At 51.7% G+C, this 22965-nt stretch carries 24 protein-coding genes; 13 read left to right on the top strand and 11 right to left on the bottom strand.

The features are described from left to right. The first annotated feature begins 97 nt into the window (after positions 1 to 97). Positions 98 to 697: a 3'-5' exonuclease gene (locus tag QT397_05270; protein WNZ56771.1), complete on the top strand. Its 600-nt coding sequence runs from the start codon at positions 98 to 100 to the stop codon at positions 695 to 697. Between the two features lie 65 nt (positions 698 to 762). Here QT397_05270 and bioD read toward each other — a convergent pair whose 3' ends face one another. Further along, the gene (gene bioD / locus QT397_05265; protein ID WNZ56770.1) at positions 763 to 1461 is read right to left on the bottom strand and encodes a dethiobiotin synthase; all 699 of its coding nucleotides are present in this window, start codon (positions 1459 to 1461) and stop codon (positions 763 to 765) included. A 181-nt stretch (positions 1462 to 1642) separates the two neighbouring features. Between bioD and QT397_05260 the strand changes: the two genes are divergently transcribed. Further along, positions 1643 to 2182 carry a L,D-transpeptidase family protein gene (locus tag QT397_05260; GenBank protein WNZ56769.1) on the top strand — a complete coding sequence of 180 codons (540 nt, stop codon included), beginning with the start codon at positions 1643 to 1645 and terminating at the stop codon, positions 2180 to 2182. A 46-nt stretch (positions 2183 to 2228) separates the two neighbouring features. Here the strand turns inward: QT397_05260 and bioC are convergent, their stop codons facing one another. Genes bioC through bioB form a run of 4 tightly spaced genes read right to left on the bottom strand, consistent with a single transcriptional unit; the run spans position 2229 to position 6007 of the window. Then, positions 2229 to 3038, bottom strand: a complete 810-nt coding sequence (gene bioC / locus QT397_05255; protein ID WNZ56768.1) for a malonyl-ACP O-methyltransferase BioC — start codon at positions 3036 to 3038, stop codon at positions 2229 to 2231. Next, the gene (locus QT397_05250) at positions 3022 to 3771 is read right to left on the bottom strand and encodes an alpha/beta fold hydrolase (GenBank protein WNZ56767.1); all 750 of its coding nucleotides are present in this window, start codon (positions 3769 to 3771) and stop codon (positions 3022 to 3024) included. The genes bioC and QT397_05250 overlap by 17 nt, the downstream gene beginning before the upstream one ends. After that, positions 3768 to 4961, bottom strand: coding sequence for an 8-amino-7-oxononanoate synthase (bioF, locus tag QT397_05245; GenBank protein ID WNZ56766.1), 1194 nt, complete (start codon positions 4959 to 4961; stop codon positions 3768 to 3770). The genes QT397_05250 and bioF overlap by 4 nt, the downstream gene beginning before the upstream one ends. Continuing rightward, positions 4958 to 6007, bottom strand: coding sequence for a biotin synthase BioB (gene bioB / locus QT397_05240; protein ID WNZ58502.1), 1050 nt, complete (start codon positions 6005 to 6007; stop codon positions 4958 to 4960). The genes bioF and bioB overlap by 4 nt, the downstream gene beginning before the upstream one ends. Before the next feature lie 180 nt (positions 6008 to 6187). Here bioB and QT397_05235 point away from each other — a divergent pair, with 180 nt between their 5' ends. Both QT397_05235 and QT397_05230 read left to right on the top strand, forming a co-directional pair. Continuing rightward, positions 6188 to 6880 carry a ComF family protein gene (locus QT397_05235; protein ID WNZ56765.1) on the top strand — a complete coding sequence of 231 codons (693 nt, stop codon included), beginning with the start codon at positions 6188 to 6190 and terminating at the stop codon, positions 6878 to 6880. Between the two features lie 159 nt (positions 6881 to 7039). Continuing rightward, positions 7040 to 8185 (top strand): beta-ketoacyl-ACP synthase III, encoded by a 1146-nt coding sequence (locus QT397_05230; protein WNZ56764.1) that lies wholly within the window; start codon positions 7040 to 7042, stop codon positions 8183 to 8185. A gap of 135 nt (positions 8186 to 8320) precedes the next feature. Here QT397_05230 and QT397_05225 read toward each other — a convergent pair whose 3' ends face one another. Together QT397_05225 and QT397_05220 are read right to left on the bottom strand one after the other, a co-directional pair. Beyond that, positions 8321 to 8809, bottom strand: coding sequence for a DUF1203 domain-containing protein (locus tag QT397_05225; protein WNZ56763.1), 489 nt, complete (start codon positions 8807 to 8809; stop codon positions 8321 to 8323). A gap of 96 nt (positions 8810 to 8905) precedes the next feature. After that, complete coding sequence (locus QT397_05220) at positions 8906 to 9451, bottom strand: PadR family transcriptional regulator (GenBank protein WNZ56762.1); 546 nt, start codon at positions 9449 to 9451, stop codon at positions 8906 to 8908. A gap of 242 nt (positions 9452 to 9693) precedes the next feature. On the opposite strand from QT397_05220, the gene alaE reads away from it, so the two are divergent. The 5 genes from alaE (at position 9694) to ppc (ending at position 16149) form a co-directional block, all read left to right on the top strand. Further along, a complete protein-coding gene (alaE, locus tag QT397_05215; protein WNZ56761.1) occupies positions 9694 to 10191 on the top strand; it encodes an L-alanine exporter AlaE in 498 nt (165 codons plus the stop codon). A 40-nt stretch (positions 10192 to 10231) separates the two neighbouring features. Then, entirely contained in the window at positions 10232 to 10933 is a 702-nt protein-coding gene (locus QT397_05210; protein ID WNZ56760.1) for an aspartate/glutamate racemase family protein, read from the top strand. Between the two features lie 374 nt (positions 10934 to 11307). Beyond that, positions 11308 to 12681, top strand: a complete 1374-nt coding sequence (locus QT397_05205; GenBank protein WNZ56759.1) for a response regulator — start codon at positions 11308 to 11310, stop codon at positions 12679 to 12681. A gap of 168 nt (positions 12682 to 12849) precedes the next feature. Beyond that, a complete protein-coding gene (locus tag QT397_05200) occupies positions 12850 to 13203 on the top strand; it encodes a hypothetical protein (GenBank protein WNZ56758.1) in 354 nt (117 codons plus the stop codon). A 282-nt stretch (positions 13204 to 13485) separates the two neighbouring features. Next, positions 13486 to 16149: a phosphoenolpyruvate carboxylase gene (gene ppc, locus QT397_05195; protein WNZ56757.1), complete on the top strand. Its 2664-nt coding sequence runs from the start codon at positions 13486 to 13488 to the stop codon at positions 16147 to 16149. Positions 16150 to 16220: 71 nt separating this feature from the next. On the opposite strand, the gene QT397_05190 is transcribed toward ppc, so the two are convergent. Next, entirely contained in the window at positions 16221 to 17366 is a 1146-nt protein-coding gene (locus QT397_05190; GenBank protein WNZ56756.1) for a DUF945 family protein, read from the bottom strand. A gap of 781 nt (positions 17367 to 18147) precedes the next feature. On the opposite strand from QT397_05190, the gene QT397_05185 reads away from it, so the two are divergent. From QT397_05185 to QT397_05175, 3 genes are all read left to right on the top strand, one after another. Beyond that, positions 18148 to 18534, top strand: a complete 387-nt coding sequence (locus tag QT397_05185; protein ID WNZ56755.1) for a hypothetical protein — start codon at positions 18148 to 18150, stop codon at positions 18532 to 18534. A 134-nt stretch (positions 18535 to 18668) separates the two neighbouring features. Then, complete coding sequence (locus QT397_05180) at positions 18669 to 19418, top strand: NADP-dependent oxidoreductase (GenBank protein ID WNZ56754.1); 750 nt, start codon at positions 18669 to 18671, stop codon at positions 19416 to 19418. A gap of 47 nt (positions 19419 to 19465) precedes the next feature. Next, complete coding sequence (locus QT397_05175; GenBank protein ID WNZ56753.1) at positions 19466 to 20065, top strand: DUF1287 domain-containing protein; 600 nt, start codon at positions 19466 to 19468, stop codon at positions 20063 to 20065. A gap of 27 nt (positions 20066 to 20092) precedes the next feature. Here QT397_05175 and QT397_05170 read toward each other — a convergent pair whose 3' ends face one another. The 3 genes from QT397_05170 to QT397_05160 all read right to left on the bottom strand — a co-directional run bounded on the left by QT397_05170 (position 20093) and on the right by QT397_05160 (position 21820). Beyond that, positions 20093 to 20947 (bottom strand): GyrI-like domain-containing protein, encoded by an 855-nt coding sequence (locus QT397_05170; protein WNZ56752.1) that lies wholly within the window; start codon positions 20945 to 20947, stop codon positions 20093 to 20095. Between the two features lie 80 nt (positions 20948 to 21027). Further along, the gene (locus QT397_05165; GenBank protein ID WNZ56751.1) at positions 21028 to 21330 is read right to left on the bottom strand and encodes a DUF1330 domain-containing protein; all 303 of its coding nucleotides are present in this window, start codon (positions 21328 to 21330) and stop codon (positions 21028 to 21030) included. 58 nt (positions 21331 to 21388) lie between these two features. Further along, positions 21389 to 21820, bottom strand: a complete 432-nt coding sequence (locus QT397_05160) for a DUF4345 domain-containing protein (GenBank protein WNZ56750.1) — start codon at positions 21818 to 21820, stop codon at positions 21389 to 21391. Positions 21821 to 22029: 209 nt separating this feature from the next. On the opposite strand from QT397_05160, the gene QT397_05155 reads away from it, so the two are divergent. Then, positions 22030 to 22944, top strand: a complete 915-nt coding sequence (locus QT397_05155; GenBank protein WNZ56749.1) for an SDR family NAD(P)-dependent oxidoreductase — start codon at positions 22030 to 22032, stop codon at positions 22942 to 22944. Positions 22945 to 22965 lie beyond the last annotated feature (21 nt).

Raw genomic sequence — 22965 nt, 5'->3', positions numbered from 1 at the left:
TAACCGAGTTAGGAAATAATGAAAAATTAGAGAAAATCACGCCAGCTTTATCCGAATAACTACATAGACTATAAATTAAACATTGTCATGAATATTCTTGCAAAAAGCTTCTCAATTAACGATGAAGAATCAAACCTGTATCCTTTTGGTTGATCTCGAATGTACTTGTGATAACGAGCCGCCCCTCCCTCCAGAAGAAGCCGAAACCATAGAGTTGGGTGCGATAGTGGGAAGTTTGACACAAAAATCTTTTGTTCAATTAGATGAAAGGCAGCTATACGTAAAACCCTTTCATCACAGGAAATTGACACTATTTTGTACCGAATTAACGGGTATTACTCAGGAGCAGGTTGATAAGGCCTCGTTGTTACCCGGGGTACTGGATAAATTCAAAGATTGGCTTTCCAACTATGAATTAGCCGCATGGGGCAGCTGGGGAAATTTTGATGCATGGCAATTGCGCATGGAAACAGGCAGAAAGGAAATAGCAAACCCCTTACAGTACCTGCCTCACATTAATGTGAAGCAAATATTCGCTGACAATAAAGGACACCGCGTCAACCTAGCCAAGGCTATTAAACTATCGGGGCTTACATTTAGTGGGCGACTGCATTCCGGTATCGATGACACACGAAATATCGCCCAACTTCTGGAAAATGATATCGCCCTACGAACTAGCTTTTTAAATCAGATATAATCAGGCCTAGTAATATCACCTTGTAAGGACAGCATTTTGCGCCTTCTCCTTATCCTACCGCCCCATCAGTGATCGGCTTGGGCAATTAACCCATCGATATCCAGGTACTGGGCAGCATTGCGATAGTTCGCGGCGCTATCGAATGGAAGAGAGCCTAGAAGAGGAGCCGGCAGTAGAGCCTTAAGGGTATGCAGATTCTCCTCTGCGCGAGCCATACCCTCACCACGCACAAAGTTGGCTACCCAACCCACTAACGGAAGCCCATCACGGCGGATTGCCTCTACTGTGAGTAATGCATGGTTGATACAGCCAAGTTGCATGCCCACCACGAGTATGACCGGTAGGTTTAGTTCCCGGGGCAACTGGGACAGAAAGCTTCTTGGGCCCAACGGGGTGCGCCAGCCACCAGCACCTTCGATCAAAACCAGGTCGGCCCCTGCAGACATCACTCCCCGACAGACGCCAGCCATCCGCGCAACATTTAACTGCTTACCCACCTCTGCGGCCGCTATATGCGGAGCAATAGCGGGCTCCAGGGCAAAGGGGTTTACTTGCTGGTAAGGCAGCTTCAGAGTCATCGCTTCCTGGAGCAAAAGGGCATCTTCATTGCGCAGGCCATCATCCGTGTGCTCACATCCAGATGCCACAGGCTTCACTGCCGCCGTTTGCAAGCCTGCCTCCGCCGCTGCCGATAGCAGTGCGGCGCTCACATATGTCTTGCCGACCTCGGTGTCAGTACCGGCGATAAAATAGGTTTTTGCCAAGGCCTAACCCCCTCCTCCAATAAAAGTTAACTTTTTTCATAACGTGACTTTTCACGCCACTCAGATGGTGATAAATTAACCCGGTAGCGCAAATTTTGAACAAATCAGGCCGTACATCGATAAGAAGGCACGGGGTTGCGCTCACACAATAACCCCCTTTTAAAGGGGACAGACAGCAGGGATGCGGTGTCATTGCGAAATAACCGACAACTACCCGAACTGCTTAAAGACCATGCGATACCTGACCTTTGCCCTGCTCCTGCTGGTGCCAATCTTTGCTTCAGCGAAAGTTGATCCCGTTGACCACGTCGTAGTTTATAAGTCCAAGAAACTCATGCAGCTGATACGGGACGGCCGTGTCGTGAAAAGCTATACCGTGTCTTTTGGCGATAACCCCAGGGGACACAAGGTTCGCCAGGGGGACGAGCGCACCCCTGAAGGCCGCTACACACTGGACTGGAAGAATCCCAACAGCCGTTTTTACCGTTCAATCCACGTGTCCTATCCCAACAAGCAGGACCGTGCACGGGCAGCCAAAATGGGGGTCAGTCCCGGCGGTGACATTATGATCCACGGTATCAAGCCCCAATGGTCCTATATGGAAAAACACCTGCGCCGCACCAACTGGACCGATGGCTGTATCGCCGTGGCCTCCAATCGCGAAATGGACGAAATCTGGGCTCTGGTGAAGACGCCAATCCCTATCGACATCTACCCCTGATCTCTTCAATCTTGCACCCGGCTCCCTGCGTTGCGATAGGCGCAGGTCAGCCGGATTTTTTTGCCCTGCAAGCGGTGAGATTCATATAGATCACCTCGTAAGTTACCGGCAATCCACGCTCTTCCCGCTTATTCTCATAGGCCACGGACAAGTGCTGCAGTTTGCGGCGACCTGTCATACCTTTATCCGCCGCCCGGTTAATATTGTGTGCACCCACTCCCTTAAGCTCCCGCATCAACTGGCGCAGGCTATCAAAGTGCAGTAGGCGCAATTCATCCGTAACCAATCCGCTGAGGTCACTGTGCAGTGCCGCTTCACGCCATTGCTCGGCGGGCAGGAACTGATTGACATGTACACCCCCATCCACTTGAGCCCAACTCTGTTTCAATTCCACCAGGGTTTTAGGGCCAAGGGTGGCAACCAGGCACCGCCCTTCAGGGGCCAGTATTCGCTGCAACTCAGCAAACAATTGCGGCAGGCGGTAGCACCATTGCAGCGCCATACTTGAAAACACCAAATCAATACTACCCGCCGCCAGGGGTAACTGCTCGGCATCGGCCGCAACGTAACCATCAGCTTCGGGTCTTTGCGTCCGGGCAAATTTCAGCATCCCCTCCGCCAGATCCAGGGCAATAATTTGCGCCTCAGGAAAATGCCGCCGCAACAGTTCAGTACCGAATCCGGTGCCACTGCCCAAATCGAGGATTGTGCGGGGTGCCCAGCTGTCATCGGCTTGGGCCAACAGTTGCCGGCAGACTGCCCGCTGCAGATGGGCGCAATCATCGTAGCCCTGTGCTGCCCGGGTAAAAGAGCGAGCTACCGCAGCCTTATCAAACGGCTCAGCCGGGGGGGCCAATAGGCCCCAGAAACTCGAATAGATATTCAGCGACGATATCAGCCTTGGTGCAATGGGGTAAATGGCCCGTCTCGGGTATGACTTTAATAGTGCCCCCACACGCCTCAATGGACCGAGCAGCCTCAATGGGAACCAGGGCATCCCTGTCACCAAACAGGTGCCGTGCGGGCACGGACAGACGTTCCAGGTATTGGCGGTTATCCAACTCTGCCAGACAGCACAATGCTCCCCGCCAGGCATCACTATTTATTTGAGGTTTTTGTGCCTTAAGGTCTTTAAGCAAAGAGCGCATGGCGCTATCACCCCTTGCCTGTAGTGAGCAAAATCGCTCCCAGGTACTCTCCGGAGATGATGTAAAAGCATCGAAAAATGCCTTGAAAGTGCTCTCGGCCATGCCCGGCCAGCCATCTCGCTCCACAAAGCAGGCATTGGCAGCTATGGTCATTAACCCCAGAACTTTGTCCTGCTTCGCTATAGAAGCCAGGCGAACAGCAAGCATACCGCCGAGGGAGTGGCCAACCAGGATACAGCGAGGGGGAAGTTGCTGGTAAAGCTTCTGCAGCAAAGCTTCTAGTGGGGGCCAGTCCTCAGCACCTTGTGTAGTAAATCCAGGTAACTCAATACAGTGGAGTTGCACTTCTGGACGACGCGCCAGGGATTCTATAAGCGGCCGCCAAAGGTCTGCACTCCCGCCCCACCCATGCAGGAAAACCAAGTGTTCAACCCGTGTCACTTATCCAGTACCCCTGCGTCCTGCAAAATCTGCTGCAGCGCGCCTAGTAGCTCATCAATATCCTCGGCCCGGTGAGCCGCGCTCAGGGTAATGCGCAAGCGCGCAGTGCCCGGCGGCACTGTAGGCGGGCGAATGGCACCCACCAGGAACCCGCGCTCCTGCAATTCTCTGGCAACCGCCATCACAGTGTTTTCACAGCCCAACACCAGCGGCTGTATCGCACTGGCTGACGCCTGAAGAGGTAGACCGAGCTGTAGTGCCCCCCGGCGGAAATAAGCGATATTTACCCGCAAGCGCCCTTGTAACTGAGGCTCATCGCGAATCAATGCGATAGCAGCCAAGGCGCCGGCAGCCACTGCTGGCGTCATTCCGGTGGTATAGATATAGGGCCGCGCAAACTGGGTGAGGAAATCTATCAGTGACCGGGAGCCCGCAATAAAGGCACCGGCATTGCCAACCGCTTTCCCCAGGGTACCCATCACAACCGGGGCTTGTTCCTGGGACAGCCCCGCCAGGGCACAGCTGCCCGCCAGTGGGTATGCTTCGCTACCCATTACGCCAAAGCCGTGGGCCTCATCAACCATTAACCAGGCGTTGTATTGCTTACACAGAGTGGCAATCTCAGCCAGAGGGGCCAAATCACCATCCATGCTGTAAACGCCATCCACCGCTACTAAAGTAGCGCCACCCCGGCTAGTAGCGCGCTGCAATTGGCGTTCAAGGCCAGCGAGATCGTTATGGGCAAAGCGCAGACTGTTGGCGCCACTCAAACGGGCACCGTCAATCAGTGAGGCGTGATTAAGCCTGTCCGAAACAATATTGTCGGCTCGCCCCAGCAGGGCACAAATAGTGCCGATATTCGCCATGTAGCCACTCGAGAATATCAGCGCCGCTTCTCGCCCGGTTACCTCGGCGATGCACTGCTGCAAGCGGTGATGAATATCCAGGTGACCATTAACCAGGTGAGAGGCTGTGGCGCCTGCACCACACTCCGCTCCCGCCTTCTGTGCTGCGATGACTTCCTCGCGGCTGGCAAGCCCCAAGTAGTCGTTACTGCTAAATACCAGTAGCTCCCGCCCATCGACCCGGGCTCGCGGCCCGGGTGCACGATCGAGGGTTTTTAGCTCCCGGTACAGATTCTGCTGGCGGCGCTCGGCGAGGCGCTGTTGCAGGACTTCATTCAGGGTCATTTGGCCGCGTCGTAGAAGAAGGCATCATTTTGCTGTTCGGTGATCTGAGCGTTCAATTCCGCTTCCACCTCAGCCTCATCGGCGTACTGCTGATACTCTTCTGGCTTAATACCCAGGCGACTGAACAACTGCATATCTTCGTTAGCTTCCGGATTCGCAGTCGTCAGCAGTTTTTCACCGTAGAAAATAGAGTTGGCGCCGGCGAGGAAGGCCATTGCCTGCATCTCATCGCTCATCTGCTCGCGACCGGCGGATAGGCGCACATGGGATTTCGGCATCATGATACGAGCCACAGCAATGCAGCGAATAAACTCGAAGGGATCCAGGTCCTTTTGTTCTTCCAGCGGGGTACCTGCGACTTTTACCAGCATATTGATGGGCACTGATTCGGGGTGCTCCGGCAGGTTCGCCAATTGCATCAATAACCCGGCGCGATCTTTATCGCCTTCACCCATTCCCACAATGCCACCAGCACAGACCTTCATTCCCGCTGAGCGCACTCGCCCCAAGGTTTCCAGGCGATCCTGGTAAGTGCGAGTGGTAATAATCTCACCGTAATATTCCGGCGAAGTATCCAAATTGTGGTTGTAGTAATCGAGGCCTGCATCCGCCAACTCCTGGGCCTGATCATCATTTAGCATGCCCAGGGTCATACAGGTTTCCATACCCAACGCCTTTACTTCTCGTACCATCTGGGTCACGTAAGGCATATCTTTTTTCTTGGGGGAGCGCCAGGCGGCCCCCATGCAGAAGCGGGTAGCACCGCCGGCCTTAGCTGCCCTTGCCTCCTGCAACACCTTTTCAACCTTCATCAGTTTTTCCCGCTCCAGCCCGGTGTCATAGCGGGCACTTTGGGGACAGTAGGCACAGTCCTCAGGGCAAGCACCGGTCTTGATAGAGCAAAGGGTACTGACCTGTACCCGATTGGCATCAAAATAAGCTCTGTGCACTTGCTGCGCGGTAAAAATCAAGTCGCTAAACGGCATGGCGAAGAGGTCCAGTACCTGCTGGCGGGTCCAGTCGTGGCGGATCTCTGCGGCGGGCATTTGCTGGGCGGCAGTCACAGGGCGTACTCTCTCTGTTGCTTATTAAAATCGGATACTCACAGCCTGTTAGCAGGCTCTAGCGGCATCGATCAGCGAGCTCTAATTCAGCGCCTGCCGTTCAATCCACCAGACTGGCCAGTTTAGCCACGGCCAAACCGCTGTCAACTCGGAAGAGACGATATGGTTTACAAGCTTTTCAGTAGAAAACTTGCCCAAAGTCTGGCCCGCTGCCTGCTGTGCGGCGGAGCATCGGGAGAGGTTGGAATCTGTTCTGCCTGCACTCAGGAACTACCGGCGCTAGGCCGTAGCTGCCGCTACTGCGCCCTACCCTTGGCGGCGGCAAAAGATAATATTTGCGCGGCCTGTTTACAGAGGCCACCCGCCTTAAAGAAGATCAGCGCTGCCTGGCAATACGCTTACCCGATCAACCACTTAATCCAACATTTCAAATACCACCGGGACCTGGCCGCCGGACACAGCCTTATACAGCTAGCTGCCCGCCAATTGGGGCCTCCAGAGGATATGCCTGACATACTTACCCCGGTTCCTCTGCACTGGCGTCGCTATTGGCAACGCGGTTACAACCAGGCTCAACTTATTGCCAGTGGGCTGGGGCAATACTGGTGCCTGCCAGTAGATCTGCAACTACTGCGCAAAACAACATCCACCAAAACCCAGTCTCAACTCAGCCGCAACCAACGGCTGAAAAACCTGTCTGACAGCTTTGCCGTGCGCGGAGAAATATCGGGTGCCCATATCGGCCTGGTAGACGATGTTGTAACCACGGGAGCGACCCTTGAAATCATCACTCGCCAGCTACTCACAGCCGGGGCAAAACAGGTCAGCGCCTTCGTTTTGGCCAGAACGCCATGACTGTTCGGCGCGACTACAAATAGACCCATAGTCACCCCACCGTCACAATAGCTTACCTTGCCGTTCTGGCGCCTCAGTCCCTCATCTGCCAGCACTGCTAAGGTTCTAACAGCGACTAAATTGCCCGCATTTCTGTTGTCGCGGGCCAGGAATTCAGCGATGAGTGAATACAAGTTGCCACGGGGCATTGTCATCAGCGGCACAGGCCTGTGGACCCCACCGGAATCTATTAGCAATGAAGAGTTGGTAGATGCCTATAACACCCATGCCGAGCAGTACAATCTTGAGCATGCTCAAGAGATTGAGGCCGGTGAGCGCGCGGCAAAACCTTTCTCTTCTGCAGAATTTATCGAGAAGGCCTCGGGCATCAAGAGCCGCTATGTGGTGACTCGCGATGGCATCCTTGATCCGAAGCGCATGCGCCCCCTTATTCCCGAGCGTGCAGATGACGAGCTAAGTGTTCAAGCCGAAATGGGCTTAAAGGCCGCCAGACTAGCCCTGGAGAAAGCCGATAAGCAGGCGTCTGACATTGATTTGGTCATTGTCGGTGCCTCCTATATGCAGCGCGCCTACCCCGCTATTGCTATTGAAATCCAAGGTGCACTGGGTATCGATGGTTTTGCCTTTGATATGGAAGTAGCCTGCTCCTCAGCTACCTTCTCACTTCAGCGTGCGGTGGATGCGATCTGCTCAGGCTCAGCCAAAACTGTACTGGTCATCAATGCCGAGCTGGCCTCACCACAAGTGGATTACACCGACCGAGACAGCCACTTTATCTTTGGCGATGTAGCCGTAGCCAGCATTATCGAGCGCAGAGAAACCTGTACTGTCGAAAGCGCCTGGGAAATTCTCGGCACCAAAGCGAAAACCGTTTTCTCCAACAATATCCGTTCGAACTTTGGCTACACCGCTCGCGCCGCCGATGTGGACCCTTTTGGTCCCGGTAAGTTGTTCCGCCAGAATGGCCGAAAGGTATTTAAAGAAGTTTGCCCCATGGCGGCATCTCATATTGAAGCCCATCTGCAAGAGACGGACACCGATCCTCACAGCGTGCGCCGCTACTGGCTCCATCAGGCCAATATCAATATGAACAACCTGATCGCCAAGAAGCTAATGGGTGACAATGCAAGCGTTGAACGCGCGCCCATCGTTCTGGACCGCTACGCCAACACGGCAAGTGCCGGTTCAGTTATTGCGTTTAATTTGCACAGCGATGACTTGCAGGTCGGCGACCGGGGAATTATCTGTTCCTTTGGCGCAGGCTATTCTATTGGCAGCTTGGTATTGGAAAAAATCTCCATTTAATTTTGAAATATTTTCGGAGTTCGGGAATAAATACTGAACTCCGAAACAACCACCAAAAAGACCCGTGGTTCTCACTACCACTGACATCAGGATTTTATTAACCGGCGACCTGGCCTTCACAAATATCTATTAAAACTATGCGCGATCCAGCCGCAGCGCGTAGCAACCATAAGCAGCGAAGCGCAGCAGAGCGAAATCAATCTCACCCTGCATAAAATATTCACTCACTTCTGTTTTTATTTGTTCGGGACCCACCAATTTCGCAGACACGATATGCTCTTCAGCGCTATAGGCGCGAAGCACTAGTGGCACACCACTCTTGAAATAATCTTCCGCATTATTATTTAGCGGGGGGAAGCTGTTCTGTGCTCTGAAGTCTTGTTCCGGCCCCGGCTGCGCCAGTACAAATACAGGCCCGTATTCCCGATAAGGACCGGCAAAAGAGAAAGGGCAGTAGCTCGCCAGGAGGATTTTCTCCCCCGGCCGTGCGCGCCGTCGCACATCACGACATGGCTCACCGCCCTTGGCGCTCAGCTGCCGTACCGGCTGCCCTAGATCATCTAGACCTGCTTGACGAACCTTTTCTAAAAAATCTTCGCGGATAGGTGTTACGGTAAAAGTCATGGCTAAGGTCACCCCACTTGCTAAAAGAGCGAGGTTACTGAACACCAAACGGCATCGCTGGCCAGATTCGGGCACGTCATTCCAAGCGAGTAGCGGTTATTTTTTTACGGACTCTTCAAGCTCACTCAGCAGACCTTCCGCCCAACTAATCCAGGTCTTTTCCGCCTCAATCCCCAAAAGCAGGGTTTGATGTGCCAACCAGTAGCGCTCCTGGAGCGCTGTATCACTCTTTAATACCCGCTCATTTTGCTCCTGGTAACTTTCCAGAGAGCTGCGATGTTGGCGCAGTTGGGCCTCCAGAGCATCTCGCATTTCATCCTTGCTCAGGTTGTGACCGGCGAACATACGCACCAGGAAAGGCTCGCGAATCTTCTGCGGCGCACTGGGCTGAGTGACCCAGTCACGCAGCTCGGCGCGACCTAGATCCGTGAGGCTATAGACCTTCTTGTCCGGCTTGCCTTCTTGGGCTTGCTCCTCACAGTCCAGCAGGCCCTCCTCATGTAACTTGTGCAGCTCGCGATACATTTGTTGATGGCTGGCACTCCAGAAGTGGGAGACGCTGCGCTCAAAGCGCCGCTTAAGGTCATAACCACTGCCGGGCTCAATATCCAGCAAGGTGAGAACGGCAAAGCGCAGGGACATGAAAACTCCAACTCATCTTATGCAAAGAGTTGCATATTAACCGGTGCCAGCCATTCGTGACCAGCTGCCAGATTTTCACAACAAGATAATTAGATTAAAAAAACATTAAAAAATAGGACAAATGTATCGTTAGAAACTATCAGTCGAGATGTAAGGCTAGCTTTTATGCAAATTGTAGATATAATCGCCGGTCTGTCGCCAAAGTCGTTTAGGCGGCCACTGTCTACGAGGTTGTTTGCCCAATGTCCGCGCCCGCACTATCCCCATCCAGTCCAGATGCCCCAGATGAAAAGGCATCTGGTGCGCGCCGCTGGGACTTTATGCTGGACATCTTCGCCATGAATAGCTTCTCTTGGGCTGTAGCGATCCCCATCGAGCTGATTCTGGCGGGTATGAGTTGGAACGAACACCTGAAAGTTCGCCTGATGGCCCTGGTATTCAATACCCTTATCGCCCGTCCATTCAGTATGTATCGCAACTGGATTGTGAACCGTTTTGGGGGTGGCGGCTTTATCAATGCCTATCTGGTAGACACCTTTGTATTCCTCAGCTTCCAGTTCCCGCTATATATGGCCAATATGCGCCTCGGTGGGGCCAGCTGGGACGAAATTGCCACCGCCAGTATTACTTTTATGCTCATCGCGGGAGCTCTTGGCCGCCCCTACGGAATTTATCTCGACTGGGTGCGCCGAGTGTGGATTAATACGCTTGTCCCCCTGTGGAGCAAACGCGCTGCCTGAGGGGTCACCGATACTCGATTAGGCATTACGAGAGAGGAACATGACTGTGTTGACCGATAACGCCATTGAAAACAGTTCCATGACCGTTGGCGTGGTCGCCGGCACCCCCACAGATACCCGCTTCGGATTGAACTTCCTCGCCGCGCGCCAACTTCGTGGCGTGGGCCTGTCCCTATCTTCCTCTCCCCAGGCCCAGACTCAATTGCAGGCGCTGGAGCGCGACGCCCTTACCCAACAATTGATCGAAGCCATTGAGCAGCTGTACCAGGCCGGTGCAGAAGCGGCCATGATCTATTGCAACTCACTTTCCGGTGCTGTGGATATGACGGCGGTAAAAGCTGCCTCCCCCATTGAGGTGGTATCCCCTCTCGAGGTCTACGCTGAGCTTACCCAGCGCTATCGCAACTTTGGACTGCTGGCCGCCAACTGCCAGAGCTGCGCCAATATCGAGCGGGAAATACTCGAGCGCAATACAACCGCCAAAGTCATCGGTATTGGCAACTTGCAAATTGTGGAAGATATCGAGGACGGCCTCGCCGCAGAAATGATTGTTCGCCAACATGCCCTTGATGACTTGGTCGCGGCACTGGTGAAAAGCGGCGTACAGATCCTGATTTTGGGCTGCACCCATTTCGATTATTTTTATCGGGAACTGCTCGCACACTGCGATGGCATTCGCCTTTTCCTTCCCTCAGAGCGTATGTTGCAATTGCTGCAAGAGCGCATTCCCCAGGCTGCCTGAATACTATTTCCTCGCGACAGCTCCGGCGTAATTTGTTCTGAAGCTGTCGCTAAACTACCCATTCAACCTAGTACATTGCTGCTAGATCCCTCTATGTAATCAGATGCAATCTGTAGATTAACTCCCTGCCAACAACCCGGCTACCCGATCCAAGGGCAGGGCAGACGGGGCTGGCGGGCTACTTCTCTATTGGTACGTTCACTGAAGCGCCTCTGCTGCCCCCACAGCAGAAGTAAAATTTTTCTTGTACCAAAAGCGGGCTTATTGCAGTATCAAAAATCTCCGATGTGCCTGGGTATCCATTACAACAAGTCGTATTAAAACCTTTTTGGACTGCAGGATTTAGTCCAATTTAAATAACGTTGGTTACAAGGATGATAGAAACCACTTTGTCTGGGGGAATTCCCTCTCGTCGCGTATTCTTGCGTGCCATATGCCTCGGCCTATTGGTCTCGGGTTCGGTATTTTTATCGAGTACTGCACAGGCCGATGTTATTACCACACTAAAAAGTCAGGTCCCGCTCTTTTGGATGGGAATACCTGCTGTGCTTCTACTGCTAATTTGTGCGTTTGCAATAAATAGGCAAGTTAAATTACGCCAATTAACCCTCGATACCAATGCCCGGCTTAAAAATTTGAGCAAGGAAAATAGCAATCTTTTCCAACAGGTACACAGTCGTAACAGCGAATTTATCGCACTGGAAAAACAACTTGCTGATGCTCTCAGTGAGCTGGAACAATTGCGCCAGGAGAAATCTGATCTCCTCACCATAACCCGGCACCATTTACAGCATCCGCTGGATACACTTCTCGGCACTTTGAATTTATTAGCTCGCAGCGAAGACAACAATACGCGCGCCCTGGTAGAAATCGGGAAAAGACAATTAAACAGCGCCCTTAAATCCCTGGAGAACTTACATCAGTGCGGTAATGTTGAGACAGTAGAATTAAAACTCCCCACTGAAAGCCATCGTGCGCCCGGCAAACAGCTCTCTGTTTTACTCGTTGAAAACAGTAAGCATGACTCCCTTCAACCCACCCTGGAAACCATGGGCCATAACGTACAGCGGGAGTGCAATGGGATCGATGGTAGCAGCGCTGCACTGCAAAAAAACTTCGATCTTATTTTGGCAGATACCCATCTTCCGTTGATGGATGGCGTTGAAGCAGTGCGGGAAATCCGCAGGGAGAGAGGTGCTGAACTACCTATTTTTGCCCTTTTACAAAATGCCAGCTCTGGCGATAAGGAGCGCTACCAGGCCAGAGGCTTTACCGGGGTATTGACCCACCCGATCGGCGACCGACAGCTGATGCAATTATTGAGCTGGGCTGTTCGCCGAAGCCAGGGCATTGCAGGCCCCCAGGGAGCAAAGCCCACTCGACTGCTGAATACCAATACCCTATTTCGCCTGCGGGATACATTGGACCACCATACGTTTGCCGAATTACTCAGCGAGCGCACCGCTACCCTGCCAAAACAAATAACGTCATTAACCAGCGCTATTACTGGACGCCACTGGCTTGATGCAGAACAGCAGGCACAAAGACTGGCTCGCTCAGCTATTGAGGTCGGCCTCGAAACAATAGCTTCTCGCTTGCGTACCCTGGCCGCAAACCTCTCTATCGATAGTGAAAGAGAACATTGTCGCCAACAGCGCACAGAGCTTTTACAGCTTATGCGCGAATCTGTGCGCCAGCTAAAGGCCTGGCGCGAGCGCAATGTTCACACTGAGTGGGCATTAAAATAGACTACCCTACTGTGCTCCGATTTCGAGCCACAGTACTCTTACTGGGAAATAATGGGGCGGAAAAGGCGTCTGCAATCCACCGCGCAAATAACACATCCCAGCGCAGCTAAGTTGAAATGCACTATTTGCACCACACTATATTGGAGTGAATAGTAGAGAGAACAAGTTATGTCAGAGCAGTATCCCGAACGCAGTCAGGAAGCCCGAGAACAAAGTGGGCGCGACCTGGCCATCATGGTTTACCTGATCCAGGCGATCAGCTTATTTACCGCAGTACCATTTTTTATCGGGGTATTAATCAACTACTTTAAGCGCAGCGATGTTCGCGGCACCCTGGCCGAGTCCCATTTCCGCTGGCAGATTCGCACCTTCTGGTTTTGGCTGCTGTGGACCATTGTTGGCTCCCTAACCATTTGGGTACTGGGGCTGGGCTACCTGATTCTGGCAATTAACTGGGTATGGGTAATCTATCGGGTTATTCGCGGCTGGCTGACACTTGTTGACCGGCGCCCAGCTTATTAATGGCAAATATTCTATTAGATGGGCCCAGTATCTTGGACCCATCTACTTCTCAGTAAGAAATGAATCCAAGATTCCCTGACTGAAATTACCGACTTTCACACCTCGTAAAAGACAAAAGCAGATTGACTAGCCAAAAGGCTGTACCAACTTTTCCTCATTTACTTTCTCAAGCCCTTATTCGCCAGAAGTTGCAGCTGCAACATTGCATGCTTCATCACAAAGTGTGCGAATATGCCTATCCGATTGACTTTCACCGCGTTGTTAACAGGGAGAAATAGATTCGTGAACCAGGACCAGAATGCCCCCTTGCGGGAAGATGTACGCCTGCTAGGTGAAGAGCTCGGCGCAGTATTGCGAAACCAAGTTGGCGAGCCACTATTTGATACCGTTGAGAATATTCGTCAGGCGGCCGTTGAAAGCCGCAGCAAAGGGGCGATGCAGGCCGATCACTTGCGAGAGCTACTCGACCCCCTGGATGATGCGACCCTATTGGAAGTTGCCCGGGCATTCAGCCAGTTTCTAAACCTTGCCAATATTGCCGAACAGCGCCATCGCGAGAGACTGCACCGCCAGCACCAGCGCTTTCCCGGAGATCCCGATACAGACCGCGGCCTGCGACAGGTACTGGCAGAGCTAAGCAAAGCGGGTAAGTCTCCCGAGGAAATCCACGGGACACTTAAAGAGTTATCCGTAGAACTGGTCCTAACCGCTCATCCCACCGAAGTGACACGCCGTACCCTAATTCGCAAATACGATCGAGTTGCAGACCTACTCAACACACTGGACAGGCCCGACCTGACCCCAGAAGAATCCCAGGATTTACGTCGCCACCTTCAAGAGCAGATTCTTTCCGCCTGGAGCACCGACGAGATCCGCCGCTCCAGGCCCACCCCAGTTGATGAAGCCAGGTGGGGCTTTGCCACCATCGAACAATCCCTGTGGCAGGCAGTTCCGAGGAGTATGCGGGAAATAGACAGTGAATTGGCCCTGGCCAAGCTTCCCCCTCTGCCGGTTGACTGGGTTCCCATCCACTTTGCCTCTTGGATGGGGGGAGATCGGGACGGTAACCCCAATGTCACCGCCAGCGTCACCCGGGAAGTCCTGCACCTAGCCCGCTGGATGGCCGCCGACCTCTATCTGCGCGATGTGGAAAACCTGCTCGCAGACTTGTCCATGCATCGCGCCAGCGAAGAACTTTTACAGCGCACTGGCCCCAGCCACGAGCCCTATCGCCTGGTGCTGCGCCAGGTTCGCGACCGTCTCAAAATAACCCGGGAAAAAATGGAGGCCCGCATTGGTCGACGTGCAGAGCCTTCCGGCCTCGCGTTTACCAGCAGCGAGCAGCTGGCCGACGAGCTGCGCCTGATCGACCGCTCCCTGCGCGATGTGGGCCTCTCAGCCATCGCCGATGGCCAACTTAAAGATACCCTGAGGCGACTCAACTGCTTCGGCATCACTTTATTGCGCTTGGATATACGACAGGAATCCACCCGCCACGCTGACACTCTGGATGCCATTACCCGCTATCTGGGTATGGGCAATTACAGCAGTTGGAGTGAAGAGGAGAAACAGGAGTTCCTGGTGTCCGAGCTGGACAGCCGCCGCCCACTGGTGGACGAGAGCTTTTACCGCAGTGATTTCTGTGGCGAAGAGGTAAGTGAAGTCTTACAGACCTGCAAGGTCATTGCCGAACAGGGTCCCGAGGGATTAGGTGCCTACGTTATCTCAATGGCGACCACACCTTCCGATGTTCTCGCTGTAATGCTGCTGCAAAAAATTGCCGGGGTGCAGGTGCCAATGCGAGTGGTTCCCCTGTTTGAAACTCTCGACGATCTCGATGGTGCAGCTACCACTATGAGTACCCTGCTGAATATCCCCCTCTACAAGCAGCGTGTGCTCGATGGCCAGGAAGTGATGATCGGCTACTCGGACTCCGCCAAGGACGCCGGCTTCCTGGGCGCCGCCTGGGCCCAGTACCGCACACAGGAAGCTCTCACCGGAATATTCCGCAACCACGGTATCCCCCTAACTCTGTTTCACGGCCGTGGCGGCTCCATATCCCGGGGCGGCTCTCCTACTCGTATGGCCCTGCTGTCGCAACCACCGGGATCAATAGCCGGACGTATTCGCGTTACCGAACAGGGAGAAATGATTCGCTTCAAATACGGCCGTCCCTCTGTAGCCGCCTACAACCTGGAGCAGTATGTCGCCGCAACTCTGGAGGCGACACTGATGCCCCCGGCAGAGCCGCGTTCGGAGTGGCGCGCGGAGATGGACCGGCTCACGGAAGTCTCCGTCGGCAACTATCGGGAAGTCGTGCAGGATGACCCAGCCCTGGTGGCTTACTTGCGCACTGTCACCCCGGAAACCGAGCTGAGCCGCCTGGCCCTGGGCAGTCGCCCGGCAAGGCGTAAACCCGGTGGCGGTGTCGAATCACTGCGGGCGATTCCGTGGGTGTTTGCCTGGACCCAGATACGACTGATGTTACCGGCCTGGCTGGGCACTGGCGCCGCCTTGGAGAATGCCCTCAAGCACGCAGATGAAACTGATATCTTGCGGGATATGAGCCGCCAATGGCCCTTTTTCCAAGGCGTTGTGGATATGCTAGAAATGGTACTGGCCAAGGCCGATCCCCGCGTTGCCTCCTGGTACGAAGAACGACTCACCCAGGATGCAGACCTAATCCAACTGGGTGTCAGTTTGAGAGAGCGACTGGCTCACACCGTAGAGGCCCTAAAACAGCTTACCGGGCGGGAGAGCTTGTTGGATAACAATCCCGTAATGCGCTGGTCCATCCGCGTGCGCGATCCCTACACTGACCCTTTGCACCTATTGCAGGCCGAGCTGATGGCACGTTTGCGCGAACGGGAAAGTGATGCGGTACTGGAAAGTGCGCTGATGGTCACTATCGCAGGGATTGCAGCGGGCATGCGCAATACGGGTTAAAAGACCACGGCAGCTGTGATGATACTGGGATTTGAGGCCTGCTTTTTTCACAACAGCAGGCCCCCAAGCAATCAGAATCTGCCGGTAAGTGCCATCACGAACAGGTCTGCCGGCAACTGCTCTCCATTCACCTCCAACTGGCCGCGGTTGACCTTGAGATACATTTGCAGCTCACCCTTGTCTTCGATCAGCAGGCCATAATCTCGCAGAAGCATTGCCTGACCTACCAGGGGGGACTGCAAGAGCGCCTGCTCTGCAGCGCTAACGGTCATACTACCTACCAGCGGTTTGAGCCACTGATCGATCTCACTGGCACCTCGGCGGGAGGATTTGCGCATACCCCGCCAATCGATATCAGCATCTACTAACACCGGGCCATTGCGAGATTGAATCGCCAGCTGTTGCTCCAGGCGCAGCGGGCGGCTCATTTCACGGGCCCAATTCCGCTCAGGGGCCGGCAACAATACGCGCAGGTAGTGCCCCAGATCCGCAGTCTTAATTCTCGGCAAAGTCATCTGCTGGCGCACAGAGGTAATCGGTGTTGCCGAGTCCACGGTGGGGAGCTTCAGGTCACTGATAATTTTCAGGGTCTGAGCCGCCAATTCTTCCAAGGTCAGACCTAGGGTAACATCGCGCAATTGAACCGGCCCGGAATCTGATTCTGCCCTCAGCAACGACAAGCGCAGCTCCGCATTACCGCCCTCGCCGGGCATATATTCAAACTCGCCTTCAAGGGGCTCGGTAAACAGTACTTCGATACCTTCGCGAATATGGCGCAAGCTTCCCAGCTCCACGACACCGTTCAGCACAGCACCGCTGTAATCCGTAGATACGGCAATCTCCCCACCGTCAAACTCCAACTCTCCGAGTGGGCCGGTATTTTTGAAAGGGTCTAAGCGCAGGGTATTCAGCACCCGGTTGTCGGCGGTAACCAGGGTTTCCAGAACTACCGGACTCGCCTGTAAAGCGCCATAAATGGACTCCAATTGAGCGCGCAATTCAGGCTGTAGTTGATCCAGCTCCAGCCGGGTCTCGGTATAAACCACACCCAGGCGCGGCCCCTTAGAGGTAAGCAACACCGGCCCGTGATGGATCTCTGTATTGAGCTGGGTAGTGCCATCCGGCAATGCCACCTCAGTATTGGTTTCAGCACCAAACCATCCGCGTTCGTAACCCGTGGAATTCCCCCCTGCAAGCGGCCCAACTGCTGCTTCCAAATTTCCTCTACTTTGGGGCCGATAAAACCCGGCGCAGCCAGGGCAGATATCACCATTAGGGCAAGCACAATAAATAGAAGTGAACGCAGTAGTTTCATAAAAAATCATCTAGCGAAGGGGTTTGCGCCGATGGTATCAGATTATGAGGCTATTAGTGCGACAAGAGCCTCGTTACTTAGTACGAGTGCTGAACATTCATCAACCACGGCATAAGGACCTACGACCCATTTCTAAAGAGCAGAATCTCGGCTTGTAAATTAGTAAATCTAATATTTCAAAAGCTCTGATCAAGCCTAAGAAAAGGGCTTTGTGAGCAGCCATAAATTGAAATTGACCATTATCGCTAGAGATCAGCTCACAAGTCTCTTTATCTCCTGTGGCACGCCTGAGTAATTTTATGGCTCGATGACAGCTTTAAACAACAATGTAATTTTTTAAACCACCCTTTAACTTTCCCTTAATCAGAGCCATTTTAAATGGTAGGTAACAATCTATTTTTCTTGTATTTCAATCTAATCCAGATTCTTATCTCCACGATTTAGCTTTCTTACAAATACCTCAACAAAATAAAGGTCCTGATTACTATAAGAAAACCGCTATCTAGGAAATTGTTTTGATTTCTACCTATTCATGTAAAAAATAATTATTGAATTCATAACCGTTATCTCGATCGGATCTTAAAACATACCTTTACAACAACCGAAACTTCCATTACCGCACGTTGGGACACTCCCCCAGTTTGAGTAGACTTGTGGCCAAACTAGGAGAAGGAGAAGACGTTATGCGATATCTTGTTTCAATGGTGCTCTTGTGTTCTCTCGCAGGTTTCAGTTATGCAGATGACCGCATGACGCGCCTCCCATCCAACGCTGAACCCGTGCAGATTCTCGGCAAGACTTATTATCAAAGTGGTAATACTTTCTATGCCTTTAATGAGCAGGGCCGTTATTTCTACAGAGTACAGCCCCCCACCTCTATTCGTAGTTATGAGAATCCCCGGGATATGTATATCCGCGGCTCACAACCTCGCCCCCAAACTTGGGGTCTGACTAGAGACCAGGTAGAAGGCTGTATGAATGCCGCTGCAGATATGGCAAATGCTAACCCTGCAGTAGGTGGTAAGATTTATATTCGCGAATATAACCGCTGTATCAGTAACTTGCGCTAGCCATTGTGGCTATATTTACTGCTACAAGGGGCCTTCGGGCCCTTTTTTCAATCGTTATTTTTTTACAGTTACTAAACTAGCAAGTCTTTCAACACACTAAAGCTATCAATCCTCTAATTTTAGAGCTGTGAAATATGCAAGCCGCTATTATCAGGTCTTATGGCAGCGCTGTCAGAAATTTTAAAATTGGCGATCTGATATTTGCACGCCCCGATACAAATCAAACGGGTACGATTGCCGAATACACTTCAATCAAAGCAATGGACGCAGCTATCCGCCCCTGCAATCTTTCCAACAATGAGTGTGCCGCTTTCCCTCTCGTGGGTTTAAGAGCCTGGCAATATCTCATTGAAGTGGGAAAATTACAGAAAGGGCAAAGAGTTCTTATCCACGCCGGCTCCGGCGGAGTCGGTACTATCGCTATACAAATAGCCAAATATATTGGCGCCTTCGTAGCCACAACCACCAGTGATGCCAACTTTACATTAGTCAAACGACTCGGTGCCGACACTGTTATCAATTATAAAACCGAAAAATTTGAGGAATTACTCAAGGATTATGACCTTGTACTCGACTCTTTAGGCGGAGAAGTATTAGAAAGGTCTGCCAAAGTTCTTAACAAACATGGTCTATTAGTATCAGTCTCCGTCAAAGCTAAAGGGTCAGATACCTTAATTGAAAAGATGAGGCAGCGCCTCCAACTAGTCTATTCATGGCCAAGTGGCACTACTCTCGCAGAACTTGCCTCATTACTTGAGAAAAGATTTTTGAAACCGGTTATTGATCGGGTCTACCCCATACATGAAACTCAAGCCGCACTCGACTACCCAAATAAGGGAAGAGCCAAAGGTAAAATAGTTATTGATGTGTTGCAGGGTAAATAAACGATAGTATAGGATTTCAGCCCAGACTCAAAAAAACTGGAGCCCTAGTGAAACGAATATTTCTATTTTTGGGTACCCTGATTTCTGCCGCCAGTTATGCACAAAATATAACTTTGGCCGAAGCTGCTCTGGAGCGAACCTATCATAAGGTACGCTACGATCCTGCTTATGTGTCTATCCCCTATCCAAATGGAGATGTGCCGGCTGATACCGGTGTTTGTACCGACGTAGTGATTCGATCATATAGGAAGCTGGGGATCGATTTGCAAAAAGAAGTTCACGAGGATATATCGGGCCATTTTCAAGCCTACCCGTCTAAACGCATATGGGGACTTTCCAGGCCAGATAAAAATATTGATCACCGGCGAGTACCCAATCTACAGGCTTTTTTTACTCGCAAAGGGCAATCACTCTCAATAAGTGACAAGGCAGAGGATTATCTACCGGGGGACATCGTTACCTGGATGCTGCCCGGTAATTTACCGCATATCGGTATTGTGACTGCGAAACGCTCTCAAAAAACCAACCGGTACTTGGTCGCACACAATATCGGGGCTGGACCCGTGCTGGAAGATATGTTGTTTTCCTTTAAAATTACCGGGCATTACCGATACAACGCCGGCCAGGCAACCGAAAAGATTGAGTAGCGAAAAAACTACGCTATTTCCAAGCGATTACGGCCTTTCTTTGACCGGGATATGGAGAAACATTTCCGCTGTCGGGCTGGCAACCTGATATCTGGGTGGGTACAGCTCAAAGTCTGGCCTCTCAATATAGTCGTAATTGGACTTTGGCAACCAGCTTCCCCAAATATACTTCAATGTCTGTTCCAGGGTGGTAATAGATCCACGGTGAACAAATTTTGCATATAGCTGCTCCGGTAGTTCCCGCGTCACCATACCCTCGGGTACCTGAGTCAGGTCGGCAACCGGCGCACAGCAGACATACTTAAACTGAATTTCATCACCCGCTTCCTCATAACACTCATAAATACCAAAAGATTCATCGCTGATACGATTGGGGATTTTATCCCTGTAGGGCCGAAATGCAGACCAGAGCTTTGGCAAGCTGAGATTTTCATGATCATATTCCTGCGCTACCCCCACCAATTGCATCGCAGGCCGAGAAATAATTTGTGGCTCCATGGATAGCTCATTTTGCAAAAAGTGCAGCATATGAGGGCTAAATTGATCCTTATACAACAACCGAAAAGGATCCTGCTGCTTTCGATACTGCGCCGGGGTTACATTAAATAAAGCTTTAAACGCGCGAGTGAAGGCTTCTTGGGAATCAAATTGGCACTCCATGGAAAGCTCAAGAATACCAATATCTTCACTCAACAACCTCTTTGCGGCGACGGTCAATCGGCGCTTACGCAAGTACTCTTTCGGTGAGTCCCCCACTAATGCTTTAAAAATACGACTGAAGTGATAGGTTGAGTAATGAGAGGCCGCGGCAATTTCATGAACAGAAATTTTGTCGTATAGATGCTGCTCTACGAAGTTGATACTTTTAAAAAATCGCTGCATGAGAGGCTCCTTTACTGCCTGTTTACGTTGGGACGGTGAGATTTTCGAGCAACACCTTCCCGCATTAGCTTGCCTTTAAATCAAATTCGCTCACTAGTGATAAAAAAGCGTAAATGGGTAAATGCCTTGTGCCTCAAAGGAATAATTGCCTGGTAGGCTGGATCATTAAAGAATGCATAGATCGCCTCCCGATCCGGAAAAGATACCACAACAAATGCCTTTGGTGACCGACCTCCGTCCAAGACCTCTTCCACATCATAAGAGGCAATAGGCACTCCTCCATACTGTTGCATTAATTGCGGTGCCAGACCTATATACTGATCAAATGCCTGCGATTCTTTCAGGTTTGGTGAAGACTCTATATGTAAAAATACTGGTAACAAAGCAATAACCTCTTAAGCGTAAATAACTTTTAGTTGCTTAACTAATAGCTTCTAATGACTAACCTTGAGAGGCTACTCGCCTATGCCAAAAAACCAGAAGTGGAACTATCGCAAGCTCAATAATCGTAGGGGGTAAGACCTGATCATCCACCAATCCAAATTCCAGAATATTGCTTAAGCGGCCCAGACCGCCAATAAAGAGGGATAAAGCCACGAAGTAAAACAATGCTTTATGTTTTTCGATATTGCTCAGGAAATACAGTAGAACCAACCCCTGGGCAAAGAAAACACCAAAGGCAAATCGATATTGATTATCCCCAAATCCTCTCAAGGGGCTATCCGGGCCAAAAATCATAGCACCACCACTAAGAGCAGCACTGCCATTCAGCCCTCCAAATGCACTGATACCACCGGGTACAAAACAGATCACCGCTAGCGCTACCACTAACAATTGGAAAATTTTTCTTTCTATAGAACTCGCCTGATTCATAGTGTCACCTTAGTTTGCCGTATTTGGAGTGATGACCTAATCATATTGGCCAGTAAGGCCCTATTTTTGATATTTCTTGCGGTCTTGGTATCCCACTAAGACAGCAAGAAATGTCAAAAGACGAGGCGCTTAACCGCTTATCTTTCTCTCCAACAGCCGGGTATATCCATATCCGGGCACCAGTTCCCAATATCCACAGAGACAGAAAGATGATTAAGAGTGTTTTGATTACCGGAGCGAATGCAGGCTTAGGCAGGGAGTGCGCCAAGCAACTGGCGGAATACCAGCAGATTAACAAGATCTATCTCGGCTGCCGCAATCTGCACAAGGCCAAGGAAGCCCAGGCCGAGCTGGTGTCGGAAACAGGCAGGAATATCTTCGAAGTATTGCTGATCGATGTCGCGGATCAACAATCTGTGAAAGAGGCAGTTAAGAACCTGGACTCCCCGGTTGATGCTCTGGTTATGAATGCTGGCGGTACCGGGGGGAAAGAGTTTTACAACAAGACCCCTGAGGGAGTCACACAAATTTTCGCCGTCAACCTGCTCGGGCATGCACTACTGACTAACGAGTTGCTGAAAGCCAATAAATTAACGCAGGCTGCTATCTACGCCGGCTCCGAGGCCGCTCGCGGCGTCAAAGAGATGGGGATGAAGCGACCAGAGCTGAAAAGCGCCTCTGTGGAGGAATTTATGCAGATCTGCGAAGGAGAGCTCTATGCGAGTACCAAAGACGCTACGGTACCCTATGGTCCGATAAAGTATATGGGCGCCCTATGGATGTCTTCCATGGCGCGGGAATTCCCCCATATCCGCTTCGTAACCATGAGCCCCGGGGCTACTGTAGGCACAGAGGGCTTCAATACACTGTCGTTATTCAAGCAATATATGATGAAGGGCATGATGCGGATTATGCTGCTATTGGGCAAAGTCCACAAAGTAGAAATAGGCGCCAAGCGCTATATCGATGCCCTGCTGGATACAAGATCCTTCCGCACAGGTATTTTTTACGGCAGTGAACGTGGATTGACTGGACCTCTTGGTGAACAGCGGAAGCTTTTCCCGGACCTGGACAATCCTACCTATCAAGACAATGCCAAAACGGCGATCAATCGCTTTATCTAATGAAAGTTCGCATCAGGGAAG

The organism is Microbulbifer sp. MKSA007, from assembly GCA_032615215.1.
Lineage (GTDB): Bacteria > Pseudomonadota > Gammaproteobacteria > Pseudomonadales > Cellvibrionaceae > Microbulbifer.
This window is presented reverse-complemented; position numbering and strand designations above follow the sequence as displayed.